This window comes from Streptomyces sp. NPDC006879 (assembly GCF_042869595.1).
Classification (GTDB): domain Bacteria; phylum Actinomycetota; class Actinomycetes; order Streptomycetales; family Streptomycetaceae; genus Streptomyces.
Genome location: NZ_JBIAGC010000041.1, coordinates 20,037 through 40,080, shown reverse-complemented (window position 1 = coordinate 40,080; position 20,044 = coordinate 20,037). Strand labels below are relative to the sequence as shown.

18 protein-coding genes and 3 pseudogenes are annotated in these 20,044 nt (G+C 68.2%); 10 read left to right on the top strand and 11 right to left on the bottom strand.

Annotation, left to right across the window (positions count from 1 at the left end; translation table 11 throughout):
• Positions 1 to 16 precede the first annotated feature (16 nt).
• Together ACFYMC_RS24220 and ACFYMC_RS24215 are read left to right on the top strand one after the other, a co-directional pair.
• Entirely contained in the window at positions 17 to 898 is an 882-nt protein-coding gene (locus ACFYMC_RS24220; RefSeq protein WP_388528782.1) for an acyl-CoA thioesterase, read from the top strand.
• Complete coding sequence (locus ACFYMC_RS24215) at positions 822 to 1,304, top strand: YchJ family protein (RefSeq protein ID WP_388528781.1); 483 nt, start codon at positions 822 to 824, stop codon at positions 1,302 to 1,304. Before ACFYMC_RS24220 ends, ACFYMC_RS24215 begins: the two co-directional genes overlap by 77 nt.
• Positions 1,305 to 1,585: 281 nt before the next feature.
• Here the strand turns inward: ACFYMC_RS24215 and ACFYMC_RS24210 are convergent, their stop codons facing one another.
• A complete protein-coding gene (locus ACFYMC_RS24210) occupies positions 1,586 to 1,993 on the bottom strand; it encodes a roadblock/LC7 domain-containing protein (RefSeq protein WP_388528780.1) in 408 nt (135 codons plus the stop codon).
• Between the two features lie 66 nt (positions 1,994 to 2,059).
• Between ACFYMC_RS24210 and ACFYMC_RS24205 the strand changes: the two genes are divergently transcribed.
• The gene (locus ACFYMC_RS24205) at positions 2,060 to 2,488 is read left to right on the top strand and encodes a PPOX class F420-dependent oxidoreductase (protein WP_388528778.1); all 429 of its coding nucleotides are present in this window, start codon (positions 2,060 to 2,062) and stop codon (positions 2,486 to 2,488) included.
• A gap of 69 nt (positions 2,489 to 2,557) precedes the next feature.
• On the opposite strand, the gene ACFYMC_RS24200 is transcribed toward ACFYMC_RS24205, so the two are convergent.
• The 3 genes from ACFYMC_RS24200 to ACFYMC_RS24190 are packed head-to-tail and all read right to left on the bottom strand — an operon-like array spanning position 2,558 to position 4,001.
• On the bottom strand, positions 2,558 to 3,172 hold the full coding sequence (locus ACFYMC_RS24200; protein WP_388528776.1) for an ATP/GTP-binding protein: 615 nt from the start codon (positions 3,170 to 3,172) through the stop codon (positions 2,558 to 2,560).
• Entirely contained in the window at positions 3,172 to 3,585 is a 414-nt protein-coding gene (locus ACFYMC_RS24195; RefSeq protein WP_388528775.1) for a DUF742 domain-containing protein, read from the bottom strand. The genes ACFYMC_RS24200 and ACFYMC_RS24195 overlap by 1 nt, the downstream gene beginning before the upstream one ends.
• Positions 3,582 to 4,001 carry a roadblock/LC7 domain-containing protein gene (locus ACFYMC_RS24190; protein WP_388528773.1) on the bottom strand — a complete coding sequence of 140 codons (420 nt, stop codon included), beginning with the start codon at positions 3,999 to 4,001 and terminating at the stop codon, positions 3,582 to 3,584. The genes ACFYMC_RS24195 and ACFYMC_RS24190 overlap by 4 nt, the downstream gene beginning before the upstream one ends.
• Positions 4,002 to 4,213: 212 nt before the next feature.
• Between ACFYMC_RS24190 and ACFYMC_RS24185 the strand changes: the two are divergent.
• Positions 4,214 to 5,071: pseudogene (locus ACFYMC_RS24185) on the top strand (transposase).
• A gap of 5 nt (positions 5,072 to 5,076) precedes the next feature.
• On the opposite strand, the gene ACFYMC_RS24180 reads toward ACFYMC_RS24185, so the two are convergent.
• Complete coding sequence (locus tag ACFYMC_RS24180; RefSeq protein WP_388528771.1) at positions 5,077 to 7,485, bottom strand: nitrate- and nitrite sensing domain-containing protein; 2,409 nt, start codon at positions 7,483 to 7,485, stop codon at positions 5,077 to 5,079.
• A gap of 593 nt (positions 7,486 to 8,078) precedes the next feature.
• Between ACFYMC_RS24180 and ACFYMC_RS24175 the strand changes: the two genes are divergently transcribed.
• Positions 8,079 to 8,678 carry a class I SAM-dependent methyltransferase gene (locus ACFYMC_RS24175; RefSeq protein ID WP_388528769.1) on the top strand — a complete coding sequence of 200 codons (600 nt, stop codon included), beginning with the start codon at positions 8,079 to 8,081 and terminating at the stop codon, positions 8,676 to 8,678.
• 93 nt (positions 8,679 to 8,771) lie between these two features.
• On the opposite strand, the gene ACFYMC_RS24170 is transcribed toward ACFYMC_RS24175, so the two are convergent.
• Positions 8,772 to 9,686 (bottom strand): oxygenase MpaB family protein, encoded by a 915-nt coding sequence (locus tag ACFYMC_RS24170; protein ID WP_388528767.1) that lies wholly within the window; start codon positions 9,684 to 9,686, stop codon positions 8,772 to 8,774.
• 649 nt (positions 9,687 to 10,335) lie between these two features.
• Between ACFYMC_RS24170 and ACFYMC_RS24165 the strand changes: the two genes are divergently transcribed.
• The gene (locus ACFYMC_RS24165) at positions 10,336 to 11,334 is read left to right on the top strand and encodes a hypothetical protein (RefSeq protein ID WP_388528802.1); all 999 of its coding nucleotides are present in this window, start codon (positions 10,336 to 10,338) and stop codon (positions 11,332 to 11,334) included.
• Positions 11,335 to 11,428: 94 nt separating this feature from the next.
• Here ACFYMC_RS24165 and ACFYMC_RS24160 read toward each other — a convergent pair whose 3' ends face one another.
• The gene (locus ACFYMC_RS24160; protein WP_388528765.1) at positions 11,429 to 11,611 is read right to left on the bottom strand and encodes a hypothetical protein; all 183 of its coding nucleotides are present in this window, start codon (positions 11,609 to 11,611) and stop codon (positions 11,429 to 11,431) included.
• Positions 11,612 to 12,033: 422 nt separating this feature from the next.
• On the opposite strand from ACFYMC_RS24160, the gene ACFYMC_RS24155 reads away from it, so the two are divergent.
• Complete coding sequence (locus ACFYMC_RS24155; RefSeq protein WP_388528763.1) at positions 12,034 to 13,332, top strand: GAF domain-containing protein; 1,299 nt, start codon at positions 12,034 to 12,036, stop codon at positions 13,330 to 13,332.
• Between the two features lie 117 nt (positions 13,333 to 13,449).
• Here ACFYMC_RS24155 and ACFYMC_RS24150 read toward each other — a convergent pair whose 3' ends face one another.
• Positions 13,450 to 14,028 (bottom strand): CchlQ, encoded by a 579-nt coding sequence (locus ACFYMC_RS24150; RefSeq protein ID WP_388528761.1) that lies wholly within the window; start codon positions 14,026 to 14,028, stop codon positions 13,450 to 13,452.
• Between the two features lie 209 nt (positions 14,029 to 14,237).
• On the opposite strand from ACFYMC_RS24150, the gene ACFYMC_RS24145 reads away from it, so the two are divergent.
• Complete coding sequence (locus tag ACFYMC_RS24145) at positions 14,238 to 15,761, top strand: aldehyde dehydrogenase family protein (protein ID WP_388528759.1); 1,524 nt, start codon at positions 14,238 to 14,240, stop codon at positions 15,759 to 15,761.
• Between the two features lie 906 nt (positions 15,762 to 16,667).
• Here ACFYMC_RS24145 and ACFYMC_RS24140 read toward each other — a convergent pair.
• Entirely contained in the window at positions 16,668 to 17,306 is a 639-nt protein-coding gene (locus ACFYMC_RS24140) for a TetR/AcrR family transcriptional regulator (RefSeq protein ID WP_388528757.1), read from the bottom strand.
• A 128-nt stretch (positions 17,307 to 17,434) separates the two neighbouring features.
• Between ACFYMC_RS24140 and ACFYMC_RS24135 the strand changes: the two genes are divergently transcribed.
• The gene (locus tag ACFYMC_RS24135; protein ID WP_388528755.1) at positions 17,435 to 18,865 is read left to right on the top strand and encodes an amidase; all 1,431 of its coding nucleotides are present in this window, start codon (positions 17,435 to 17,437) and stop codon (positions 18,863 to 18,865) included.
• 142 nt (positions 18,866 to 19,007) lie between these two features.
• Here ACFYMC_RS24135 and ACFYMC_RS24130 read toward each other — a convergent pair.
• A pseudogene (locus ACFYMC_RS24130) lies at positions 19,008 to 19,429 on the bottom strand (transposase family protein); the annotation flags it as partial.
• 8 nt (positions 19,430 to 19,437) lie between these two features.
• Here ACFYMC_RS24130 and ACFYMC_RS24125 point away from each other — a divergent pair.
• Positions 19,438 to 19,545, top strand: a pseudogene (locus ACFYMC_RS24125) (IS5/IS1182 family transposase); the annotation flags it as partial.
• Positions 19,546 to 19,681: 136 nt separating this feature from the next.
• Here the strand turns inward: ACFYMC_RS24125 and ACFYMC_RS24120 are convergent.
• A complete protein-coding gene (locus ACFYMC_RS24120) occupies positions 19,682 to 19,900 on the bottom strand; it encodes a DUF6896 domain-containing protein (RefSeq protein WP_388528753.1) in 219 nt (72 codons plus the stop codon).
• Positions 19,901 to 20,044: the final 144 nt, after the last annotated feature.

Here is a 20,044-nt window from a genome sequence, read left to right as displayed (position 1 = left end):
GAGCGCAGACGCCTTCATGACGAACCCCGCCGAACGGCTGGTGGACCTGCTCGACCTGGAGCAGATCGAAGTCAACATCTTCCGTGGGCTGAGCCCGCAGGAGTCCCTCCAGAGGGTCTTCGGCGGGCAGGTCGCCGGGCAAGCGCTCGTGGCCGCCGGACGTACCGCCGAGGGCGACCGACCGGTGCACTCGCTGCACGCGTACTTCCTGCGCCCGGGAATCCCGGGGACGCCGATCGTGTACCAGGTGGAGCGGGTCCGCGACGGTAGGTCCTTCACCACCCGGCGGGTGACGGCCGTGCAGAAGGGTCGCACGATCTTCAATCTCACCGCGTCCTTCCACCAGTCCGAGCACGGCAGCATCGAGCACCAGTTGCCGCCCCGTGCGGACTTTCCGCACCCCGACTCACTGCCCAAGCTCGTCGACGAGGTACGCGAGCATCTAGGCACGCTGCCGGAGTCGCTGGAGCGGATGGCTCGTCGCCAACCCTTCGACATCCGCTACACCGACCGCCTGCGCTGGGGCGCCGAGGAACTCAAGGGAGCTGACCCGCGCAGCGCCGTGTGGATGCGAGCTGTGGGACCGCTGGGCGATGACCCGCTGGTGCATACCTGCGCTCTTACCTACGCGAGCGATATGACCCTGCTCGACGCGGTGCGCATTCCCGTAGAACCGCTGTGGGGCATGCGCGGTTTCGATATGGCGTCCCTGGACCACGCCATGTGGTTCCACCGGCCCTTCCGTGCCGATCAGTGGTTTCTCTACGACCAGGAGTCTCCGATCGCTACAGGTGGCCGCGGCTTGGCCCAGGGCCGCATCTATGACATCGAAGGTAGGCTCCTGGTCTCCGTGGTCCAGGAGGGCCTGTTCCGCCCGTACCGATCTCAGAAGGACTGACCCTCGCGTGTCCTCCGTCTCTCCTTGCCCTTGCGGGCTCCCCGCCAGCTACCAGAGTTGCTGCGCGCGCTTTCACTCCGGGGCGGTCCTGGCGCCAACCGCCGAACTGTTGATGCGAGCTCGCTTCACCGCTTTCGCGGTGGGCGATGCCGGCTATCTCTTGAAGTCCTGGCATCCGGACACCCGTCCCCGGAATCTCACACTCGACGCGGACCAGCACTGGGTACGACTGGAAATCCTGGGATCGCTCAACGGCGGCCTGTTTGAGGTGGAAGGTTCGGTGGAGTTCCGCGCCCACTACCGCGAAGGTGGGCACAGCGGATCCTTGCAGGAGAACAGCCGCTTCGTCCGTGAGAACGGAGCATGGCTGTACGTGGGCCCACTCTCCCCCGTCGTCATTGACTGAAACCGCAGACCGGGCGGAGGTCCTGCGATCGGCGCCTTCCATAGCTCGCGCCCGAGGACAGGGGCCGAATGGACGTCTCTGGGGCGCCCCGCCCCTCAGGCCCGCTCCGGTACGTCCCCGAGAGCTCTCGGTACCCCATGCGCAACACTTGCCGAGGATCAACCCCCGCCTGCCGACGTGCCACCGCCTCATTACGTTCCCCCGTCTCTGCGAGCCGCACCCACAGAACGTAACGCAAAGTGACGGATCGTGTCAGCCGGTATCGCGCGCCTGTGGATAACTCACGGCCGACCACCCTTACCTGACTGCCGGGCCGCTACGCCCAGGTGCTCTCCCACACGGTTGACCAGCAGTGTCATCTCGTATGCGACCTGTCCGATGTCCGCCTCGGCGTCACTGAGAACACAGAGGCAGCTGCCGTTGCCGGCGGCGGTGACGAAGAGCACCCCTTCGTCGAACTCCACCATCGTCTGGCGTACCTCCCCCATCTGGAAGTAGCGACCAGAGCCCTTGGCCAGGCTATGCAAACCGGCTGATACCGCCGCCAGGTGCTCCGCATCCTCGCGTTCGAGGCCGCCACTGGCCCCCGTCACGAGCCCGTCGTTCGAAAGAACCAGCACGTGTCGAATCTCGTTCACCCTGCGGGTCAGGTCGTCGAGTAGCCAGTCGAGCTGCTTGTCGAGCGTCATCGTCCCCCCTCATACCGTTCCGCAAGCCTTCACCACCGCTCGCTTTCGGGCAAGAAGGATGTGCTCATGGCCAAGAGAATGACTGAAGAAGAGTGGCGGACCTTCGTCTCCCACTCCACCCGCACCGGCAAGCTGTCAACCGTCAGCGCGGACGGCAGCCCGCACATCGCTCCCATCTGGTTCGTCCTGGACGGGAACTCCTTCGTTTTCAACACGTCCAGGACGACCGCCAAGGGGCGAAACCTCCTGCGGGACGGCAGAGTGGCGCTCTGCGTGGATGACGACCGCCCGCCGTTCTCGTTCGTCATCCTGCAGGGCCGAGCAGAGGTCAGCGAAGACCCCGCCGAGCTGCGGCACTGGGCCACCCGGATCGGTGGACGCTACATGGGTGAGGAACGGGCCCGGGAGTTCGGGGAACGCAACGGCGTTCCGGGAGAGCTCCTGGTGCGGGTCCCCGTCGAGAAGGTGATCGCCCTGGCAGGGGTCGCGGACTGATCCTGTCGGGCGGACGCGGCGCCCCCGTCCACCTCGCCCCGCCTGCGGGACGCGGGCGCCGCGGCCTGCCTATCCCCCTGCGGAACCGCCCACCGAGTCCAGCAAGCGCGCGGTGTGCATCCGTCCGGCGTACTCGACGAGCCGGACGAGTACTTCCTTCCCGGAGTCCTTCTCCCTCGCGTCGCACAGCACCACAGGGGTGCCCTGGTCGAGGTCAAGGGCTCGCGCGACCTCCTGTGCACCGTACCTTCTCGCGCCCGAGAAGCAGTTCACGGCGACGACGAAGGGAATGCGCCGGTGCTCGAAGTAGTCAACCGCGGGGAAGGAGCCCTCCAAGCGGCGCGTGTCCGCCAACACCACTGCCCCTAGGGCTCCCTGCGACAGTTCGTCCCAGAGAAACCAGAAGCGGTCCTGCCCTGGTGTGCCGAACAGGTAGAGCGAGAGGCCCGACCTGATGGTTATCCGTCCGAAGTCCATGGCCACCGTGGTCGTGGTCTTCTGCCTGACGCCGCCTGTATCGTCCACCGACTCCCCTGCTTCACTGAGGAGTTCTTCCGTGCGTAGGGGGCGAATCTCACTGACCGCACCAACGAGGGTGGTCTTCCCCGCCCCGAAGCCACCCGCCACCAAGATCTTCAACGCGAGGGCCGTCGAATCTCCGTCCGTAACCGTGCTCTGCCTCATCACAACGCTCTCAATCCTTTGATGACTTCACGCAGGACGCCTTCATCGGGCAACTGCGCGACCGGTACCGGGCGACCGACCCGGATGTGCCCCACTTCCAGCAGATCGCCCAGCAACACTCTGACGACACCGACCGGAAGACCGACATCGGCGGCGAGTTCGGCGACGGACTGGGGCTCAGAACGGCAGAGCTCGATCAGAGCTCGGTGTTCGGGGCCGAGGCATGCCTGCGAATCCGCATCCGTGGCGCCCCCCACAAGGCCGACAAGTGCGATGAGGTCGAAGTGCACACCCCGCGGTCCGGGAGCGGTCCGCCCGCCCGTCACGGCATAAGGACGCACCAGCGGTCCCGCTTCCGTGTCGTACCACTTCTGCGTCCACTGCACCCGGACTCCGCTTCCGGCTGCCCTCACGCCTTCACCCTGGGTGAGGTGCGGAGGTGCTCACCGACCCGCCTGACCAGCCTGGCCATCTCGTAGGCGATGATTCCGATGTCGACACTGGCATCGCTGAGCACCGCCAGAGCGGATCCGTCCCCCGCAGCCGCGACGAAGAGGAACGCCTCGTCCATCTCCACCAGCGTCTGGCGCACGGCGCCGGCACCGAAATGCCGGCCGGCACCCTTGGCCAGGCTGTGGAATCCGGAGGCGACGGCCGCGAGACGCTCTGCGTCCTCACGGCCAAGTGCGGTTGAGGCACCCACCGCCAGTCCGTCGTTGGACAGGATGACCGCATGACGCACTTCAGCTACCCGAACCACCAAGTCATCAAGCAGCCAACCCAGTTCGCCGGAACACCGCACCGTGCCGGTGCTGTGGCGCTCGCTCATCGGTGGTCCTTAAGAATGTGAGGCGGTCCGGGAGGACCGGGTGTGGCTGATGCGGTGGTTGCCTGAAATGGCTCTAGGAGAATGGCCGCCCGGTCCTTCGGGGCGCTCCGGCTGCTGATGGGGAACCGTGGGCATCGCTGGTTAAGGAACTGTTGGCGGAGTGCTCCTCGGACCAAGACAGCGCTGGTCACGGAGGAACAGGAGCGCCGCGGTTGACCTCGCGGCATGCACGCATATGGGTCGGCGTCGATGCCGGCAAGGGCCACCACTGGGCGGTGGCCGTCGATACCGACGGCGAGACCGTGTTCTCGACGAAGGTGCTCAACGACGAGGCCCAGATCCTGACGCTCGTCGACACGGCTCGGGAGAGGGCTGTCGAAGTCCGGTGGGCGCTGGACATCGCCGGCCGGGCGTTCGCCCCTCTGCTGGCGTTGCTGATCGCCCACGGTCAGCGGGTCGTCTACGTGCCCGGCCGCACCGTCAACCGGATGAGCGGCGCCGACGGCGGCGAGGGCAGGGCCGTCGAGGCCTCCCAGTCCCAGATGACCGCTCTGCCCCGCGAGACCCCGGCCGCAAAGCTGGTACGCGACCTGGCCCACCAGCTCCTGGCCCTGAACGAGCGAATCAAGGACGACGACCGGGAGATCCGCGAGTCCTTCCGCACCGACGAGCGAGCCGAGATCGTCAAGTCCCTGCCCGGCATGGGCCCGATACTCGGCGCCGAGTTCGTCGCCATCGCCGGCGACCTGTCCAGCTACCGCGACGCAGGCCGCCTCGTCTCCCACGCCACACTCGCCCCTGTGCCCCGTGACTCCGACCGCCGCACCGGCAATCACCACCTGCCCAAACGCTACGAACGGCGCCTGCGCTGACTGTTCTACACGCTCGCCCAGTGGGCGATGATGCGGCCGGGCCCATCGCGGGACACCTACCTCAACAAGCGCGGCGAGGGGCTGCTGCACACCCGGGCCCTGCTCTCCCTCGCCCGCCGCCGGATCGACGTGCTCTGGGCGATGCTGCATGACAAGAGACTCTTCAACCCCGCCCCACCGATCACGCAGAGGGCTTGACTTCGTCATTGGGATCCTCCTTCAGTCCTCGCGTCGGCCGCGCCACGGATCCAGCCCGTGCGGTACGCAGCCATCCGGTCTCTTGCCTGCTCCGGGGTCCGGCTGGCTAGACCCTGCTCCAAGTCCTGCTCCTTCCCTGGTGACTTCGCCTCACCGGGCTCGGCACCGGTATCAGGTGCTTGACGTAGCTGCGGAACCAGACTCCTCTGCCGTACACGTCGGGGGAGCTCCGTGGTGGTCGTGGCAACACCGGTCGGGTGCGGTGCGGCCGTCGCGGACGAAACCGTCGTCGTCCGGGAACCGCCCAGCTGCGGCGGGGGCGGGGAGGCGCCGTCGTCAGTCCGTGGGACGGCCGGGCCCTCGGCAGCGGGGTACAGCCGCGAAGGGGTGGAGTCTTGATCCGGTCCCTCTTGCGGGAAAAGGGCAACATCCGGCGGGCAACCCTGCCGTCGAACGGCGCCCTCAGGCACCGGTGCACTGGGCGGGACCGACGTCTGGTCTTGCCCCATCTGCAATAGGGCGGTCGGCAGCAGTACGACGGCAGTGGTACCACCGTAGGGTGACGCGCGAAGGTGCACTTTGATGTCGTGGCGTGCGGAAAGCCGGCTCACCACGAACAGACCAAGTCGGTCACTGTCAAAGAGGTCGAGCCCCTCCGTCTGGCCGATGCGTTGGTTGGCACGTTCCATGCTTTCCCGCCCCATACCCAGGCCACGGTCCTCGACTTCGAGGGCGTATCCGTTGGCGACTGGCTCTCCACACACCCGGACCTTGGTGTGCGGCGGTGAGAACTGCGTCGCGTTCTCGATCAATTCGGCCAGCAGATGAGTGAGGTCGGCCACCGCAGCACCGGCCACAGCTGCCTCGGGCAACCGTCTGACCTCGACCCTCGCGTAGTCCTCGATCTCCGAGACGGCAGCCCGCACGATGGTGGTGAGTCCGACCGGCGTCCGCCAGGCCCTTCCGGGAGCCGCCCCGGAGAGAATGATCAGGCTCTCGGCATGGCGGCGCATCCTGGTGGTGAGGTGGTCGAGCCTGAAGAGGTCTCCCAGCTCATCGGGGTCATCCGCGCGCCTCTCCATGGCATCGAGCAGGTTCAACTGGCGGTGCACGAGTACCTGGCTGCGACGCGCCAGGTTGACGAATACACCGGACACCCCGTTGGCCAGCTCCGCACGCTCCACGGCGGCATCGAGTGCGGCCCGGTGCACCGTGGCCAGGGCTTCGCCGACCTGAGCGATCTCCCCCCCGCCCGGTGGTGGCGACGCGACCTCCGCGGCGACTTCGACGTCCTTGCCCTCGCGCAGGCGCCGCATGGCATCGGGTAGCTTTCGGCGCGCCACGTCCAGGGCGCAATCACGCAAGGAGACCAGCTCTGCGACGAGCGCCCTGCCGATCCGAACCGAGATGAACAGTGAGGCCGCGACGGCCGCGAGCCCCAGCACCACCGCGGCGCCAGCCGTGGTGAGCAGACCTCGGGCCAAAGGATGCGCACGCCGGGCCCCCTCCGTACGCGCCGCCCCGGCAATGTCACCCATGGCATTGCTGATGGCACCGTGCGCGCTGTCCCAGGCATCTGCCGGAACGTTGCTCAGCGCCCGTCGACCGGACGAAGCGGCCACCACGGCGTCCTCGGCTTCGACCAGCGCGGCGTAGCTCCCCCGGCTGGTGACGGCCTGCCAGTCACCTTGCTGTCTGTCGGGTAGATCAGCTGACGCTGTGTCGCTCAGCGTGCGGCGCAGCTCCACGGTGCCGATGAAACGGCGCAGTTGTGAGGGACGGAGGCCTTGGCCGAGATAGCCTGCCGAAAGCAGGGCATCCTCACGGGAGAGCATCTCCGCCGCTCGCTCGAATTCCAATAGTGCTCTTGCGTCGACACCGAGCTCCGGGTCCCAGCCCCCCGACAGTGCAGCGCCGACTGCGAACCCCACCCCGATGGCTTGTGTGTACCGCTCGTAGACGATCTCCGAGTCCGTACGTCGAGCGGTGATGTCCTCACGCAGGGGGGCCAGGGAGTCGGCGGTGGCGACGAAGTCCCGAAGTCGGCTCGCCACCTCCGGTGCAGAGCTGCCGTACTGGCCCATCGCCCGACCAGCGCTGGTCCGGAGTTCCGCAACAGCCGTGCCGCTCCGCAGGCCCTGTTGTTCGAGTTCCGCACCGCGCCCGACATCGGGTGCGGTCGCATAACGGACGGCGGCCCGGCGCTCGGCCTGGAGCTCGACGATGACACGCCCGACGGGGCCCCGCACCTGCGCGTCGAGATCATGCAGGCGGTTCAGTTGGCCGACGTCCTGCGCGGTTCCAGCGGCAGCCAGCGTCCACAGACAAAGGAGCGAGAGTATCGGAACCACCAGCAGTGAGATGATCTTCGCTCGTACCGTGCGGGGCTTCAGCCTGCTGCGCAGGACAGGCACCACGGCCACCATGGGCCCTGAGCCCTCGGGACCGAGGTCAGCGGACCTGGGCAGGCCCGTGCATTCGTCTCGCGCGGGTGGGCCGGCGTGCGCACGGCGACCGCGTGGCGGGGGCGCGGACGTCCGCCCACCCGGGGCCGGGTCCAGCGTTCGACGGGTTGTACGCATGGACTCCTCGTTCTGGTCTTGGACGTCGATAGGCGAGGTCAGGCGCTCGACACGGTCAGGAACCGACAATGTCCATGTCACATGGCATTCGAGCCGACAAGCCCACATCTCTCTTCGATCCGAGCGACTTGGGCCGTCGCCACTTCGCGACCGGACCGAAACGCAAGCGCGACCGCCCTCGTTCCGCCTCCTCGACCTGCCCCGCGCCCCCGAGCGGGGAGCGCCCTGCCCCGCCAACGGCCGCGCCGAAGGAGGTCACGGGATCCGGGTGCTCCATGGCCCCGGAACGTTAGTCCGGCGGAGGGCGCACCTAGGGGGCGCATTTCGAAAGCTGCCGAATATGACAGGAAGGCGGCTTCCATCGATCACCTTGCGTATCGATTCCTCCACTCACTGCATGACTTCGCGTGCGAGAAGATGAAGCCATGGGTGACGACAGAGCAAGGGTCCAGGAGTTCTTCGGCACACGGGCCGCGGATTGGGACGCGCGTTTCCCCGAGGACGAAGGGCGCTACGAAGAAGCCGTGGCCGATCTCGATCTTCGTGCCGGCGACCGTGTCCTCGACGCGGGTTGCGGCACCGGGCGGGCCCTTCCCGCCCTCCGCTCAGCCGTAGGGCCGAAAGGGCTCGTCATCGGCCTCGACCTCACCCCGGACATGCTGCACGCGGCAGCCCGAGCGGCCCGCGGCCAGGTCGGATTCCTGCTGCTGGGCGATGTCGCGGAGCTGCCGCTGCGAACCGGGTCAATCGATCTCGTCTTCGCGGCCGGCCTGCTCTCGCATCTTCACGCACCCGAGGCAGACCTACGGGAACTCTCCCGCGTAGTGCGGCCTGGTGGTCGCCTGGCCCTTTTCCATCCCATCGGCCGGGCAGCACTGGCGGCCCGGCACGGCCGCCGGCTCACGCCAGAGGACCTGCGCGCCGAGCAGAACCTACGGGAGGTGCTGCGCGCCGCCGGCTGGCTCTTGACCGCCTACACCGACCAGGACACCCGCTTCCTCGCTCTGGCGACGCGCCAGGACTGATCTGCTGTCAACACCTCTTATTCGTCTGTAGAGTTTCCCGGATGCTGCCGAGCCTGAGCACTCGCCGGACGGCCCCGTGATCGCCTCAAGCCATCAGTCGTCGTTCGGAGCAAGCGGTTCCACCCGGAGTCGTCCGTGCGGCACAGGACATCCACGGGCCCCTGGCACGGGATGCGTACCCAAGGCCGACACCGCGTACCCGTTCGGATAGCCCTTGATCTCGGGGTTCTGACGGGCGTAGTGCGGTCGGGAACGTGGCGGGAGCAGCCGTACTGCCCGCCCGCGCAGCCTCAACGCGCCACGCACCGCAAAACGCACGGCCGGGTGGGGGCGCGGATACCGGAAGGCCGCAAGCAGAGGATCGTCGAGCAGAGCCCGGCTCGACGCACGCAACATCGAGGCTAGGGCTGTCGGATACCAGGAGGCCATGAGGTCCATGGTGGCGTCAGCAACCTGCCGCCCCCCTGGGTCCCAGGCGAAGTGCCGCTCCTCGTACGCCTTCAGATACCGTTCGAACTCCTCGAAGGAGGAGGGAACGTCAGCGATCCCCAGGTGACGCCCCAGTGTGGCGTAGTACACGGCCGAAGCCGTCACTTCGGCTTCGCTGAGACGCCGCCAGCCGTAGGAGTCGATCCAACGTCGTGGGATCACCACGAAGGTGCACAGGACATAGCGCATGTCATCGTCGCTGATGTCATAGCTGCGGTGCATCTGGTTGATCCGGCGAATCGCCCTCCGCCCCTGGGAACTGTCGAAACCATGCTCGACCACGGCATCGAGCAGCAGCGCGGTGTCGTCGTAGCGCTTCTGTGAGCGCTCGACGAATTCGTTCGTCTCGGCGAGCAGTCTGCCGATACTCGGTACGGCGTAGGTGCGAAAGAGGGCGAGTTCGAGTGCCCGGGTGTAGTCCCAGGGGAACTCGTAGGTGGCAGTGAGCCGATAGACGGTCAGGAAATCCCCTACCGGGTCCAGCTGTTGGATCTCCTTGAGACGGTCGAAGCGCTGCACCGACAAGCCCCCTTCGCGTAAGGACCTCCACTCTAATGGCAGTTCGAGCCGATCCCACGGTCCTTCATCTCGGTGGGCATGCCGTCGCGGCGGCACTTCCCGGTGTCCCCTGTCGGGGTTTCCCGCGCACCCGCACCCCCCGGCGCGCGGTTGCGGCGCAGTGCCGAGGACGGGATCACCCCGCTTGGGATGCTTGGGGCGATACACCGGGCGCCGAGGTGCCCGCACACGGCGGGTCGTGCGCAGCCGTCTCGCACCCGAAGGTGTTCGTACGCATTCGTTGGCCGGAGCACCGCCTGGAGCAAAACCCTCTGCCGGGAAGCCACCAACAACACCACCACTGTCCCAGGCGAACGCGCCCGTCCTCGCGGCGCCCACGGAAAGCGAACGGCTCGCCGCTCCCAGCGGCCCGCCCGCCACACATCACTTCCCACCAGACCTCGACGGGCAGGTGGGAGACGGTTTAGGGTGCGCCGACGACAAAGAGAACGGAGGGGGCGCGGTGGCCGGACCCCAGCAGGACGACAAGGCCGGCGAGCCGGCCGTGAACCTGCCTGCCCGAGACGAGACGACGGACGGCTTCGCTCCGCGCAGTGCGCCGAACCCGCAGGGCGACCGTTCGCAGCAGGCGACGGAGGACGAGGACGCCTTGTTCGTCCTCACCGCAGTGCTCCTCACACCCGCGCGCTTCCCAGGAGTCCTGGGCGATGATTACCCCCAAGCATGCGCGACCGTGGGTGTACAGCCCCGCCCCGGCGGCTACGGCCTGGTCCTCGGCCAGGACAGCGGCGGGGCGCGCTGGACCGTGGTCGTAGACGATGTGTCGCTGGTCGCCGTCGCCATCGCCTCTTGGGACTGCGGCATGGACTACGACCTTTCGCCGGACGAACGATCGATAGTCATCTCACGGGCCGGATGGCCCCTGGCCCTGACGGTCGCGGCCTCGGGCGTACCCCATCCCCACGACCCCGAGCCGGGCGCGGACGGCTCTGACCTCCCAGCGCTGAGCCCACCGGACAACAGCGCGTGGGGGGCAGCACAGCGCCGCCTGGGCGCGGACGAGATCGCCTTGCAGTGGGCTACCTGGCGCGCTCGGTTCGCCGGGCCTGACGAGGAGCACCCGACAGAGGAACCGAAGATCGAGGACGGACCGGTGGAGGCCGGGTCCTTGCCGGGGCCGCAGGCGCCCTCCCACCCAGAGGCGCCAGAGCAAGGTGAGGGGACGACCCAGGGCGTTGTGAGCGAAGAGAGCAGCACGTACAGCAGCTGGTTCGGGACCTCGCCCATGTCAGCGCAGCGATCCCAACCCAAGCAGGCGCCCTCCGCGGCCCCGGGGCCGCGCCCCACAGCCGAAGATCCCCCCGCGCCGTCCGGAGGCGGCCATGCCGGTGTACGGAAGGCGCTGGCCGATGCCGAGGCATACCTGCAGACTCCGCCGCCGATCGGCCGCATCCGGTCCGCTTTCGCGTCCGGTGACGCCCGTACGCTGCGTGTTGACGGTCCGGGCTGGTCCCTCGTGGCGCGCACCGACGACATCGCGTTCGTCCTCCTCGACGAGGAACCGGCCACAGTCATCCCGGTCCGGCGAGGCGCCTCGCTGCCCGCCCTACTGACAGCCTTGGACGGCATCGCGATACGGCCTTCCTGAACCGGGCATGCGCCCTGCCCCACCCCCTCAGGGGGACGCGACGGCCTTCGGCGCAGAGCCTCGCCTGGGACCGAACTTGGCCCGGCAGACCGGATCAGCTCCCGATCTGCTTACGCGTAGCGGAACGCAGCCGCCTGCGCTGGGCTGGATCCAACAGCAGGTAGGCGGCCACGGGCACGCCGATCAGCACCAACAGTCCGGCCCAGAACCCGACGGTCCAGAACAAGATGATCGCCGCCACCACACCAGCAGTGGCCACCTTCGCTCGATTCGACATCGCGGACGCCTCCTCTCTGCGGGAATCGCTCTTGCCCTGTCAACGCACGGCGAGCAGCCTTCGTTCCCCACCGATCACGCACCCGGGCCGCTGGTGAGGTCACCCGGACGCCCCGAGCCGTCCGCGTGCAGGGATCTCCCGACGAGCGCGAGCCTCGCGCGACGTCAGGCTCGTGCAGAACGCCGAAACGCGGGACAAGAGCGGTCAGCCCCTCAAAGGGTGCGGCAGCGCATCGCAAGGCCGAGGCTCGCTCCCCCGCCGGGCGTATCCGGGTGATCCGACAACACCGAAGGGTGGTGTAGCCGTCTTCGCCCACCCGCCGGGGATTGCGGGACGGCCCCTTGCCCCGCCGCCGTCCCGATACGACGATGAAGACGCCCAACGGCCGGTGGGGTCGGCCCGCCGGCGGGGCGGGAGGACCCATGAGCGGGACCTGGCTGGCGCTGCCATCGGGAGCGGACGCCGCGGAGCGCCGTCGTGTACTGCAGCACGCACACCAGGTGTTCACCACGGAGGGACGGCTGGCCCCTCCCGTACGCCCGGTGGTCGCGGACTCCTGGCGCCGCTGTGCGCGAGCCCGGGTCGACCCGGACGCCGTCGCGCGGATGACGCACGGCGACGAAGACGTCGCTGCATACCGTGCCGGCCACCCCCTGGCGAGGGTGATGCCACTGTTCCGCGATCTGATGGGAACCTTCGCCGAGGACGGCGACCACCTGATCGCAGTGTGCGACGCCGGTGGACGTCTGATGTGGGTGGAGGGCCATCACTCGACCCGACGGGCAGCGGGGCGACTCGGTTTCGTGCCGGGCGCGCACTGGGCTGAGTCCGAGATGGGCACCAACGCCCCGGGCACCGCAGTCGCGGTCGACCGTCCGGTACAGGTGTTCGCTGCGGAACACTTCAGTCGGCCGGTGCACCCGTGGACGTGCGCCGCGGCACCGGTGCACGATCCCCGCGACGGCAAGCTGCTCGGGGCCGTGGACATCACCGGCGGGGACCAGCTGGCCCACCCACATTCACTCGCCTTCGTGCGGGCCGTCGCCCGGGCGGCTGAGTCCGAGCTCGCCCTGATCCCGGCGGATCCCGCACCCGCACAGGTGCGGCTGACGGTGCTGGGGCGCGACGAGGCGATCGTGGGGAGCGCGGGAAGCCCGGTGCGCCTGAGCCGTCGACACAGCGAGATCGCCCTGCTTCTCTCCCAGCACCCGGAGGGGCTCACGGGCGACCAACTGCACATCTCGCTGTACGAGGACGAGTCGGTGTCCCCGGTGACCTTGCGGGCCGAGATGTCACGCTTGCGCAGGCTGCTCGGCTCCGAGGTCCTTCACTCCCGCCCGTATCGCTTCTGCCCCTCGGTGGAATCGGACTACGCCACCGTGCGGGGTCACCTGGCCGCGGGCCGATCGACCGCCGCGCTCAGCGCCTACTGCGGGCCGCTGCTCCCCGGCTCGGACGCCCCCGAAGTCGTCCGGCTGCGCCATGACCTCTCCAACCAGCTCCGCGCCTGCCTGATCGAACAGGGGGACCACCGGGCCCTGTCGACATGGGCGAACAGCACATGGGGAGGGCAGGACCTCCCTGTCTGGCACGCGTTGGCCCGGTCTCTGCCAGGTGAGGGGCGAGCTGCTGCACTGGCACGGGTACGAGAACTCGACCTGGCTCAGGGAGGGCCGAGCCCGGACCCGCAACAGCTGTGCCGACGTGTGCCGTTGGCATAGACGCCTACCTGAGAAGGCATGAAAGTGCCGTGCCGCGCCGAGGGTCTCCAAGGAGAGAACCACTGCACGGGCGACCGCCTTCAGTTGCACCCGGCTTCGATCCGCGTGCCGCACCATTCAGCTTCCCGTGACGATCGGGTCATGACAGATCGAGCAGCGGTCCTTGCCGTCCCACCGGCCCCAGCCGAAGTCCGAGGGGGAGAAGGATGCCCCCACCCCCTCCAATTCCTCCCGCACGGCTACCCGATAGGCCCACACCGCCCCGATATAGGGGTGATGGTCGTCATGGAAGGCGGGCGAGTTCAGCTCTGCGCCAGCCGAGACCGTGCGCTGAAGGACGCGCAGCCGCTCGAACATCTCCTGCCCGGCGCTGGCCACCGAAGGGGTGGCGTCGATGAACAGACGCTCGCGCGCTTCGTAGATCGAGGCCTCGATCAACGCCCGACGGGCGACCGCCTCCAGGTCCTGGTGCGCGGCGGGCGACCGGGCTATCTGCCGTAGTCGGGAATGGCAAGCCTCAGCAGCGGTGATGAACTCGATGTACGCCGCGCGCCGCCGTTCCCCCGCGCCCCGGTCGTCCTCATGACGATGGCGGAGGCGGTCAGCCAGAACGGTGCCGGAAATGGCAAGCGAACCGCCGCTGAGCGTCGCTAGGAGAGTGCCCCAGTCCACGTCAACCTCCCGGAAGGTGATCACGAGTCGGGCCTGGAATCTACGCGCGCTGTCTCCCGAAGAACAGGGCCCCCGTGCACCGCGGGCTGCCGAGAACGGGCCCGATCCCCGGAGCGGTCCGAGGCCGGGCGGTGAAGGCGCACGGGTGGCAACGTGGTTGCAACGTGGGTACTCCTACCCTGCCGAGGTGCGCCGTCCGGGCCAGGACGGCAACTCACCGATTGGACACCGGCATGCCCCGATACGCAGCGCCCGGCAGCAAGGACGCGGTCCTCGCGTTCAAGTCCCGCTATGACCATTGGATCGGTGGCGCCTACGTGGCTCCCGTGCGCGGCGGCTATTTCGAGAACGTCTCACCGGTCAACGGGCAGGCATTCACCGAGGTCGCCCGCGGCACGGTGCAGGACGTCGAACGCGCGTTGGACGCCGCCCACGCCGCAGCTCCCGCCTGGGGACGCACCGCCCCGAGCGAACGGGCAGGCGTCCTCCTGAAGATCGCGGACCGCATGGAGGCCAACCTCGAACGCCTGGCCGTCGCCGAGAGTTGGGAGAACGGCAAGCCTGTCAGGGAGACCCTGGCTGCTGACATCCCCTTGGCCATCGACCACTTCCGCTACTTCGCAGGTGCCCTCCGCGCCCAAGAGGGAGCTTTGAGTCAGGTGGACGACGACACGGTCGCCTACCACTTCCACGAACCACTCGGTGTCGTCGGTCAGATCATTCCCTGGAACTTCCCTATCCTGATGGCCACGTGGAAGCTCGCGCCGGCACTCGCCGCGGGCAATGCGGTGGTCCTCAAACCCGCGGAGCAGACACCTGTCTCCGTACACTTCTGGATGAGCCTGATCGCCGACATCCTTCCCCCCGGCGTGGTGAACATCGTCAACGGGTTCGGGGAGGAGGCCGGAAAGCCGCTCGCCTCCAGCCCGCGGATCGCGAAGATCGCGTTCACTGGCGAGACCACAACAGGCCGACTGATCTTGCAGTACGCGGCTGAACACCTCAAGCCGGTCACCTTGGAGCTCGGCGGCAAGAGCCCGAACATCTTCTTCGATGACATCTGGACCGTGGACGACGAACTTCGAGACAAGGCGCTTGAGGGTTTCACCATGTTCGCGCTCAACCAGGGGGAGGTCTGTACCTGCCCGTCCCGCGCCCTCATCGAGCGCGGTCGCTATGGAGACTTCCTGGACTCGGCGGTGGCGCGCACCGAAGCCATCACCCCCGGACACCCGCTCGACACCGCAACGATGATCGGCGCTCAGGCGTCCGGCGACCAGCTGCGGAAGATCATGTCCTATCTGGAGATCGGACAGCAGGAAGGCGCAAAGGTACTGACGGGTGGTCAACGCATCGAATACGAGGGCGAGATGGCGGGTGGCTATTACGTTCAACCAACCATCTTCGAGGGCCACAACCGCATGCGGATCTTCCAGGAGGAGATCTTCGGCCCAGTGGTATCCGTGACTTCCTTCAGCGATTTCGAGGACGCCGTGCGGATCGCCAACGACACGCCTTACGGACTGGGTGCGGGTGTGTGGACCCGGGACATCAACAACGCCTACCGAGCCGGCCGGGCCATCCAGGCGGGACGAGTGTGGACCAACTGCTACCACGCCTATCCGGCGCACGCCGCGTTCGGCGGGTACAAGCAATCCGGCATCGGCCGCGAGACCCACAAGATGATGCTCGACCACTACCAGCAGACGAAGAATCTCCTCGTCTCGTACTCGCCGAAGCGGCTCGGCTTCTTCTAAGAACACGGAAAACGGCGCCTGAACTGGGCTTTTGACCGTCAGGCGCCGTTGGCGCGCCCCACTCGACGCAGACATCGGCGTTTGCTGTTCCTCCCAGTTCCTCCCGGCTTTCTCCCACTCCAGGCCGGCTGTTGCGGACCAGTCACGGAAGAACTCCCCCTGCCACAGGGACAGGCGCCCCGGCTGCCACGTCCAGTCGGTCCATGGACTGCCAGATCAGGCGGTTGGCCTGATTCCTGAACGCCGTCGAGGAACTTGGCGGCTGGGGAGAACAAGTGAGGTCACGTTCGGCGAAGCTGTCAGCGCTGGCCTTTCGCCGATCAGCCCCCGTAGGGGCATGCAGGCGGGCAGGTCAAAGCGACCTGGACGATCTCCAGCCAAGTCTCGATCTGCGCGGCATCGTGGCGGCGGGTTTGCGCGGCCCCGTGGCGGGGACGCCGTGGATGCTCTCCCCAGCCCGGCTCGCGGATCGTGGCGCAATTGCAGCTCGGCGATCCCCTGTTCTGGGGTGTCGGTCGCAAGCAGGTCAGGCGCGGGCTGTCGGTGAAGCGCAACTGAGCGCCAGCACTCGGGTGTTCTGCCCGCAGGATGCGTCGCATTCCGCCCGGCCAGACCGTCAGGCAGGCTCCGGCGCGCCGTATGCGTCCCAGCCGCCTGCTACTTGGCCGAATCACGGTCATTGCGGCTGGTCAGCTGTGGACGAGCCTGCCGCCGGCACCCGCGCCCCGGCCGGATCCGAGGCCGCGCACAATGGCGGCCCGCAACCCACAGCCCCTCGGGGCCAGGTGGCGGCGACCCGGGATCTGGCGTCCCGGATCGCGCTCACATCGGCCTGCACCTGTCGGACCCGGAACTCGCACCTTGGTGGGCCAGGACTTCCGACGGCGACGGCCCCCACCAGGACCCTCAACGGGCCGAGTCCTCGCCGGTGTGGGGAGGTGGCGGGGTGACTTGATCCCAGAGGCGGGCCAGGTGCGTGTCGAGGACGGTGTACGCCTCCTGCGAGGTGAGGTGGCCGATGAGCACGTGCGTGGTCAGGCCGTCCGCGAGGGCGAGGAGGGCACGGGCCTCACGTTGTGGATCGAGGGGCACGGCGCAGCCCGCGGCCTCATCGGCTTGCGAAACGAGGTCCGTGAACGCCTGCTGTAGGGCTGCGTAGTTCCGCCTGAGCACCCCCGCCAACGTCTTGCTGACGGCAGCTTGCGCCACGAAGGCGAGCCAGACCCTGGCCTCGGCGCGGTGCTCTTCCCCCAGCAGCGAGATCTCGTTGGCCGCATGCCCCAGGGCGGTACCGGCCGACTGGGCCGGGCTCCTCACGAGGCGGGCCTGGACACGCTGCGCGATCCGCTCACTGACGTACTGGAGAGCGAATAGGAGCATCTCTTCCTTGTTGCGGAAGCATCGCTGGACGGCGCCCATCGACACCTGGGCGCACGCCGCGACATCACGCAGGGTCACACCCTCCAGACCGCGCTCGTCGGCGAGGCGGCAGACGGCCTCCGCGATGAGGCGGCGCCTACCCACGTGGTCCACCTGCTTGGGCATGGCCATCCACCTCCGCGTTCCGGGCCGCCATGTCTGCGCGGCACTTTATTCGATGCGCTCGTATCGATTCTAGGGGTACGGTTCGTACCGATGCACTTGCATCGGTACGTGAGGAGAGGACAAGAGCCATGCTGGACGCCCTGTGGAAGTTGCCAGCCACCGCCCAGGCAGAAGCCGTGCGGAGCGCGGAGGTCTCAGCTGTCGAACTGATCGACAGTCACCTGCATCGGATCGCCGAGGTCAACCCGCAGGTGAACGCGGTCACTCAGCTCCTGGCGACACGCGCGCGTGAGGCTGCGGCGCAGGTGGACCGCCGCCGGGTCGCCGGCGAACCGTTGGGTCCCCTCGCGGGCGTGCCCTTCACGGTGAAGGAGAGCACCGCGATCGAAGGCGTGCCGACCACGTTCGGCACGGAACGCTTCCGCACTCTGGTGGCCTCGGCCGATGCGCCCCCGGTGGCCCGGCTGCGGGCGGCCGGGGCCATCCCCATCGGGCACAGCAACGTCCCCACCCTGATCCTGGCGGGAATGCACACCCGCAGCGAACTGTTCGGCGACACCGTCAATCCTTGGGACCACAGTCGGACCCCGGGCGGCTCCAGCGGGGGCGACGCGGTGGCCGTGGCCACGGGCATGGCAGCCCTCGGGCTTGGAAACGACTCCGGCGGCTCGGTGCGCATCCCTGCCCAGTTCTGCGGCGTGGCCGCGCTCAAGCCGTCCACCGGGAGGTTCCCCGCCGACCACCGCGTTCTCGGCCCGGACGACCCCGGCCCGGCATCCCAGATGCTGGTCACGGACGGGCCGCTGGCCCGCTGCGTGCGAGACCTTCGGCTTGCCTACGAGGTGCTGGCCGGGACCGATCCGCGCGACCCACGCGCGGTTCCGGCGCCCGCCTACGGCGAACCGCTGGCCGGACCGGTCAAGGTCGCGGTCGTGGCGGACCCAGGCGGTCAAGGCGTCCACACCACGGTTCGCGCTGCCATGGCGACCGCGGCGGACGCGCTGGGCGACGCCGGGTACGACGTGCGCGAAGTGCCAGGAGTGCCACGCATGGAGGAGGCCCTGGAAGCGTACGGCCGGATCACTGCGACCGAGTTCGCCCCGTCCTGGCCGGCGGTGCGCGAGCTGCTCGGTACCGGCGGGGACCGCTATATCGAGATGATGATGGAGCAGACCCCACCCGCGAGCGCGGCGGAGTTCATGAAGTTGATGGGCACCTGGATGAACATCCGACGTTCCTGGGCCGAGTTCCTCGACGAGTACCCGCTTCTTCTCGGCCCGGTCTTCACCGAACCACCGGTCGAGCCGGGGCTGGAGTCGCGTGACAGGCCAGGCCGGGACCGGGTCGCTTCGGGAATGCGCCTGTGCACCGTGACCAGTTTCGTCGGAGTACCCGGCGTGGCGATTCCGACCGGGGTGGTCGACGGGCTCCCCTCGGGGGTGCAGATCGTCGGGCGTGCCTTCCGGGAGGACCTGTGCCTGGGCGCCGCCCAGGAGATCGAGGACCGACTCGGGGTCCTCACCCCGGTCGACCCGCGCCCGGCAGGCGGGGCGGTCTGATGTTCTTGGGCGGCGTGCACTGAGCCCGGTGAGCGGGGGTACCTCCTCAGGAACCCATTCGACCTCGAAACGAGCGACGAAGCCGGTGCCGTCGCCCTCCGCGTTCGCGTCCTGCGCGACCCCGGCCGCTTGCTGAGCGAGTTCAGCGTTGTGTCTCCGGAGTGAGGACGGCGTTGATGATGACGCCCATGCGGTTGGGGCTGATGGGGGATCTGCGGAGGACCTGCCAGGGCTTGGGCCGTGCCATGCCTCGTGCGACGGGTGCCCGGTCCGCTCTGTGAGGGTGCGTTCACCGATTGGCGGGCGGCGCTTGGCGGTCGTGCCCCAGTCGCCCGCACCGATGCAGGCCATGTCGGCGAGGGTCGGGACGCCCTGGGGCGCGCAGATCCGGAGGATCTTGTGGGTGCGGGCGGCCGTCAGATCGTGGGTCCGGACCGTCAGCGCCGGCGACAGTCACAGAATTTCGCCAGCCGGGTCCGTGACGGCCTGCACGTTCACCCCGTGCCGCTTGTGTTTCGACGAGTAGCCGGCCCTGTCGTCGCCGATGCGGTCACACTCTGCGAGCATGAGTGGCGCCCGCCGCTGTGATGTACGTGGTGCGCGCCGGTATCGCATGGCCTGAAGCGCCTGCGGAGATGGTGGGCTGCTCCGGGGTCACGGCCTGGCGCCGGCTGCGGGACCACCTAGGAACCCCATCCTGAAGCGATCAGTTGACGATGCCGAACCACTCTGGCCGTACTTCGGTCAGAAGCGGTTGCAGCGACCGCAATGCGGGCCGCAGGAGCTGATCCGCGACTTCAAGAGGCTCTGACGGGCTCAGCCCAGCCCGCGTAGCCGCCAGAAGTAGAAGACTTCGCTCCCGTCGGCTGCGAAGTCCACATCGACCTCAGCGCCGTTGTCGCTCACGAAGCAGCACCCTGCCCCGTGGACCTCGTAGGCGTAGGCGCCGATGTGATCACTCCGGCTGATCCGACACGAACGGGCCAGGCCGACGATCTCCGCCAGTCGCTCAAGCGAGGGGATCGCCACCCTCATGGGCCTCATCAATCACGTTCAAAGCGCGGAGGTAGCTGAGGACGAGCTCTCGCGCAGCCCCAACCCGTTCCATACGGCGTCGTCCCGCTGAGCTCGTGATTGAAGGGAATGTTCCATGGGGCTGCCAGCGCCTATCCAGGACGG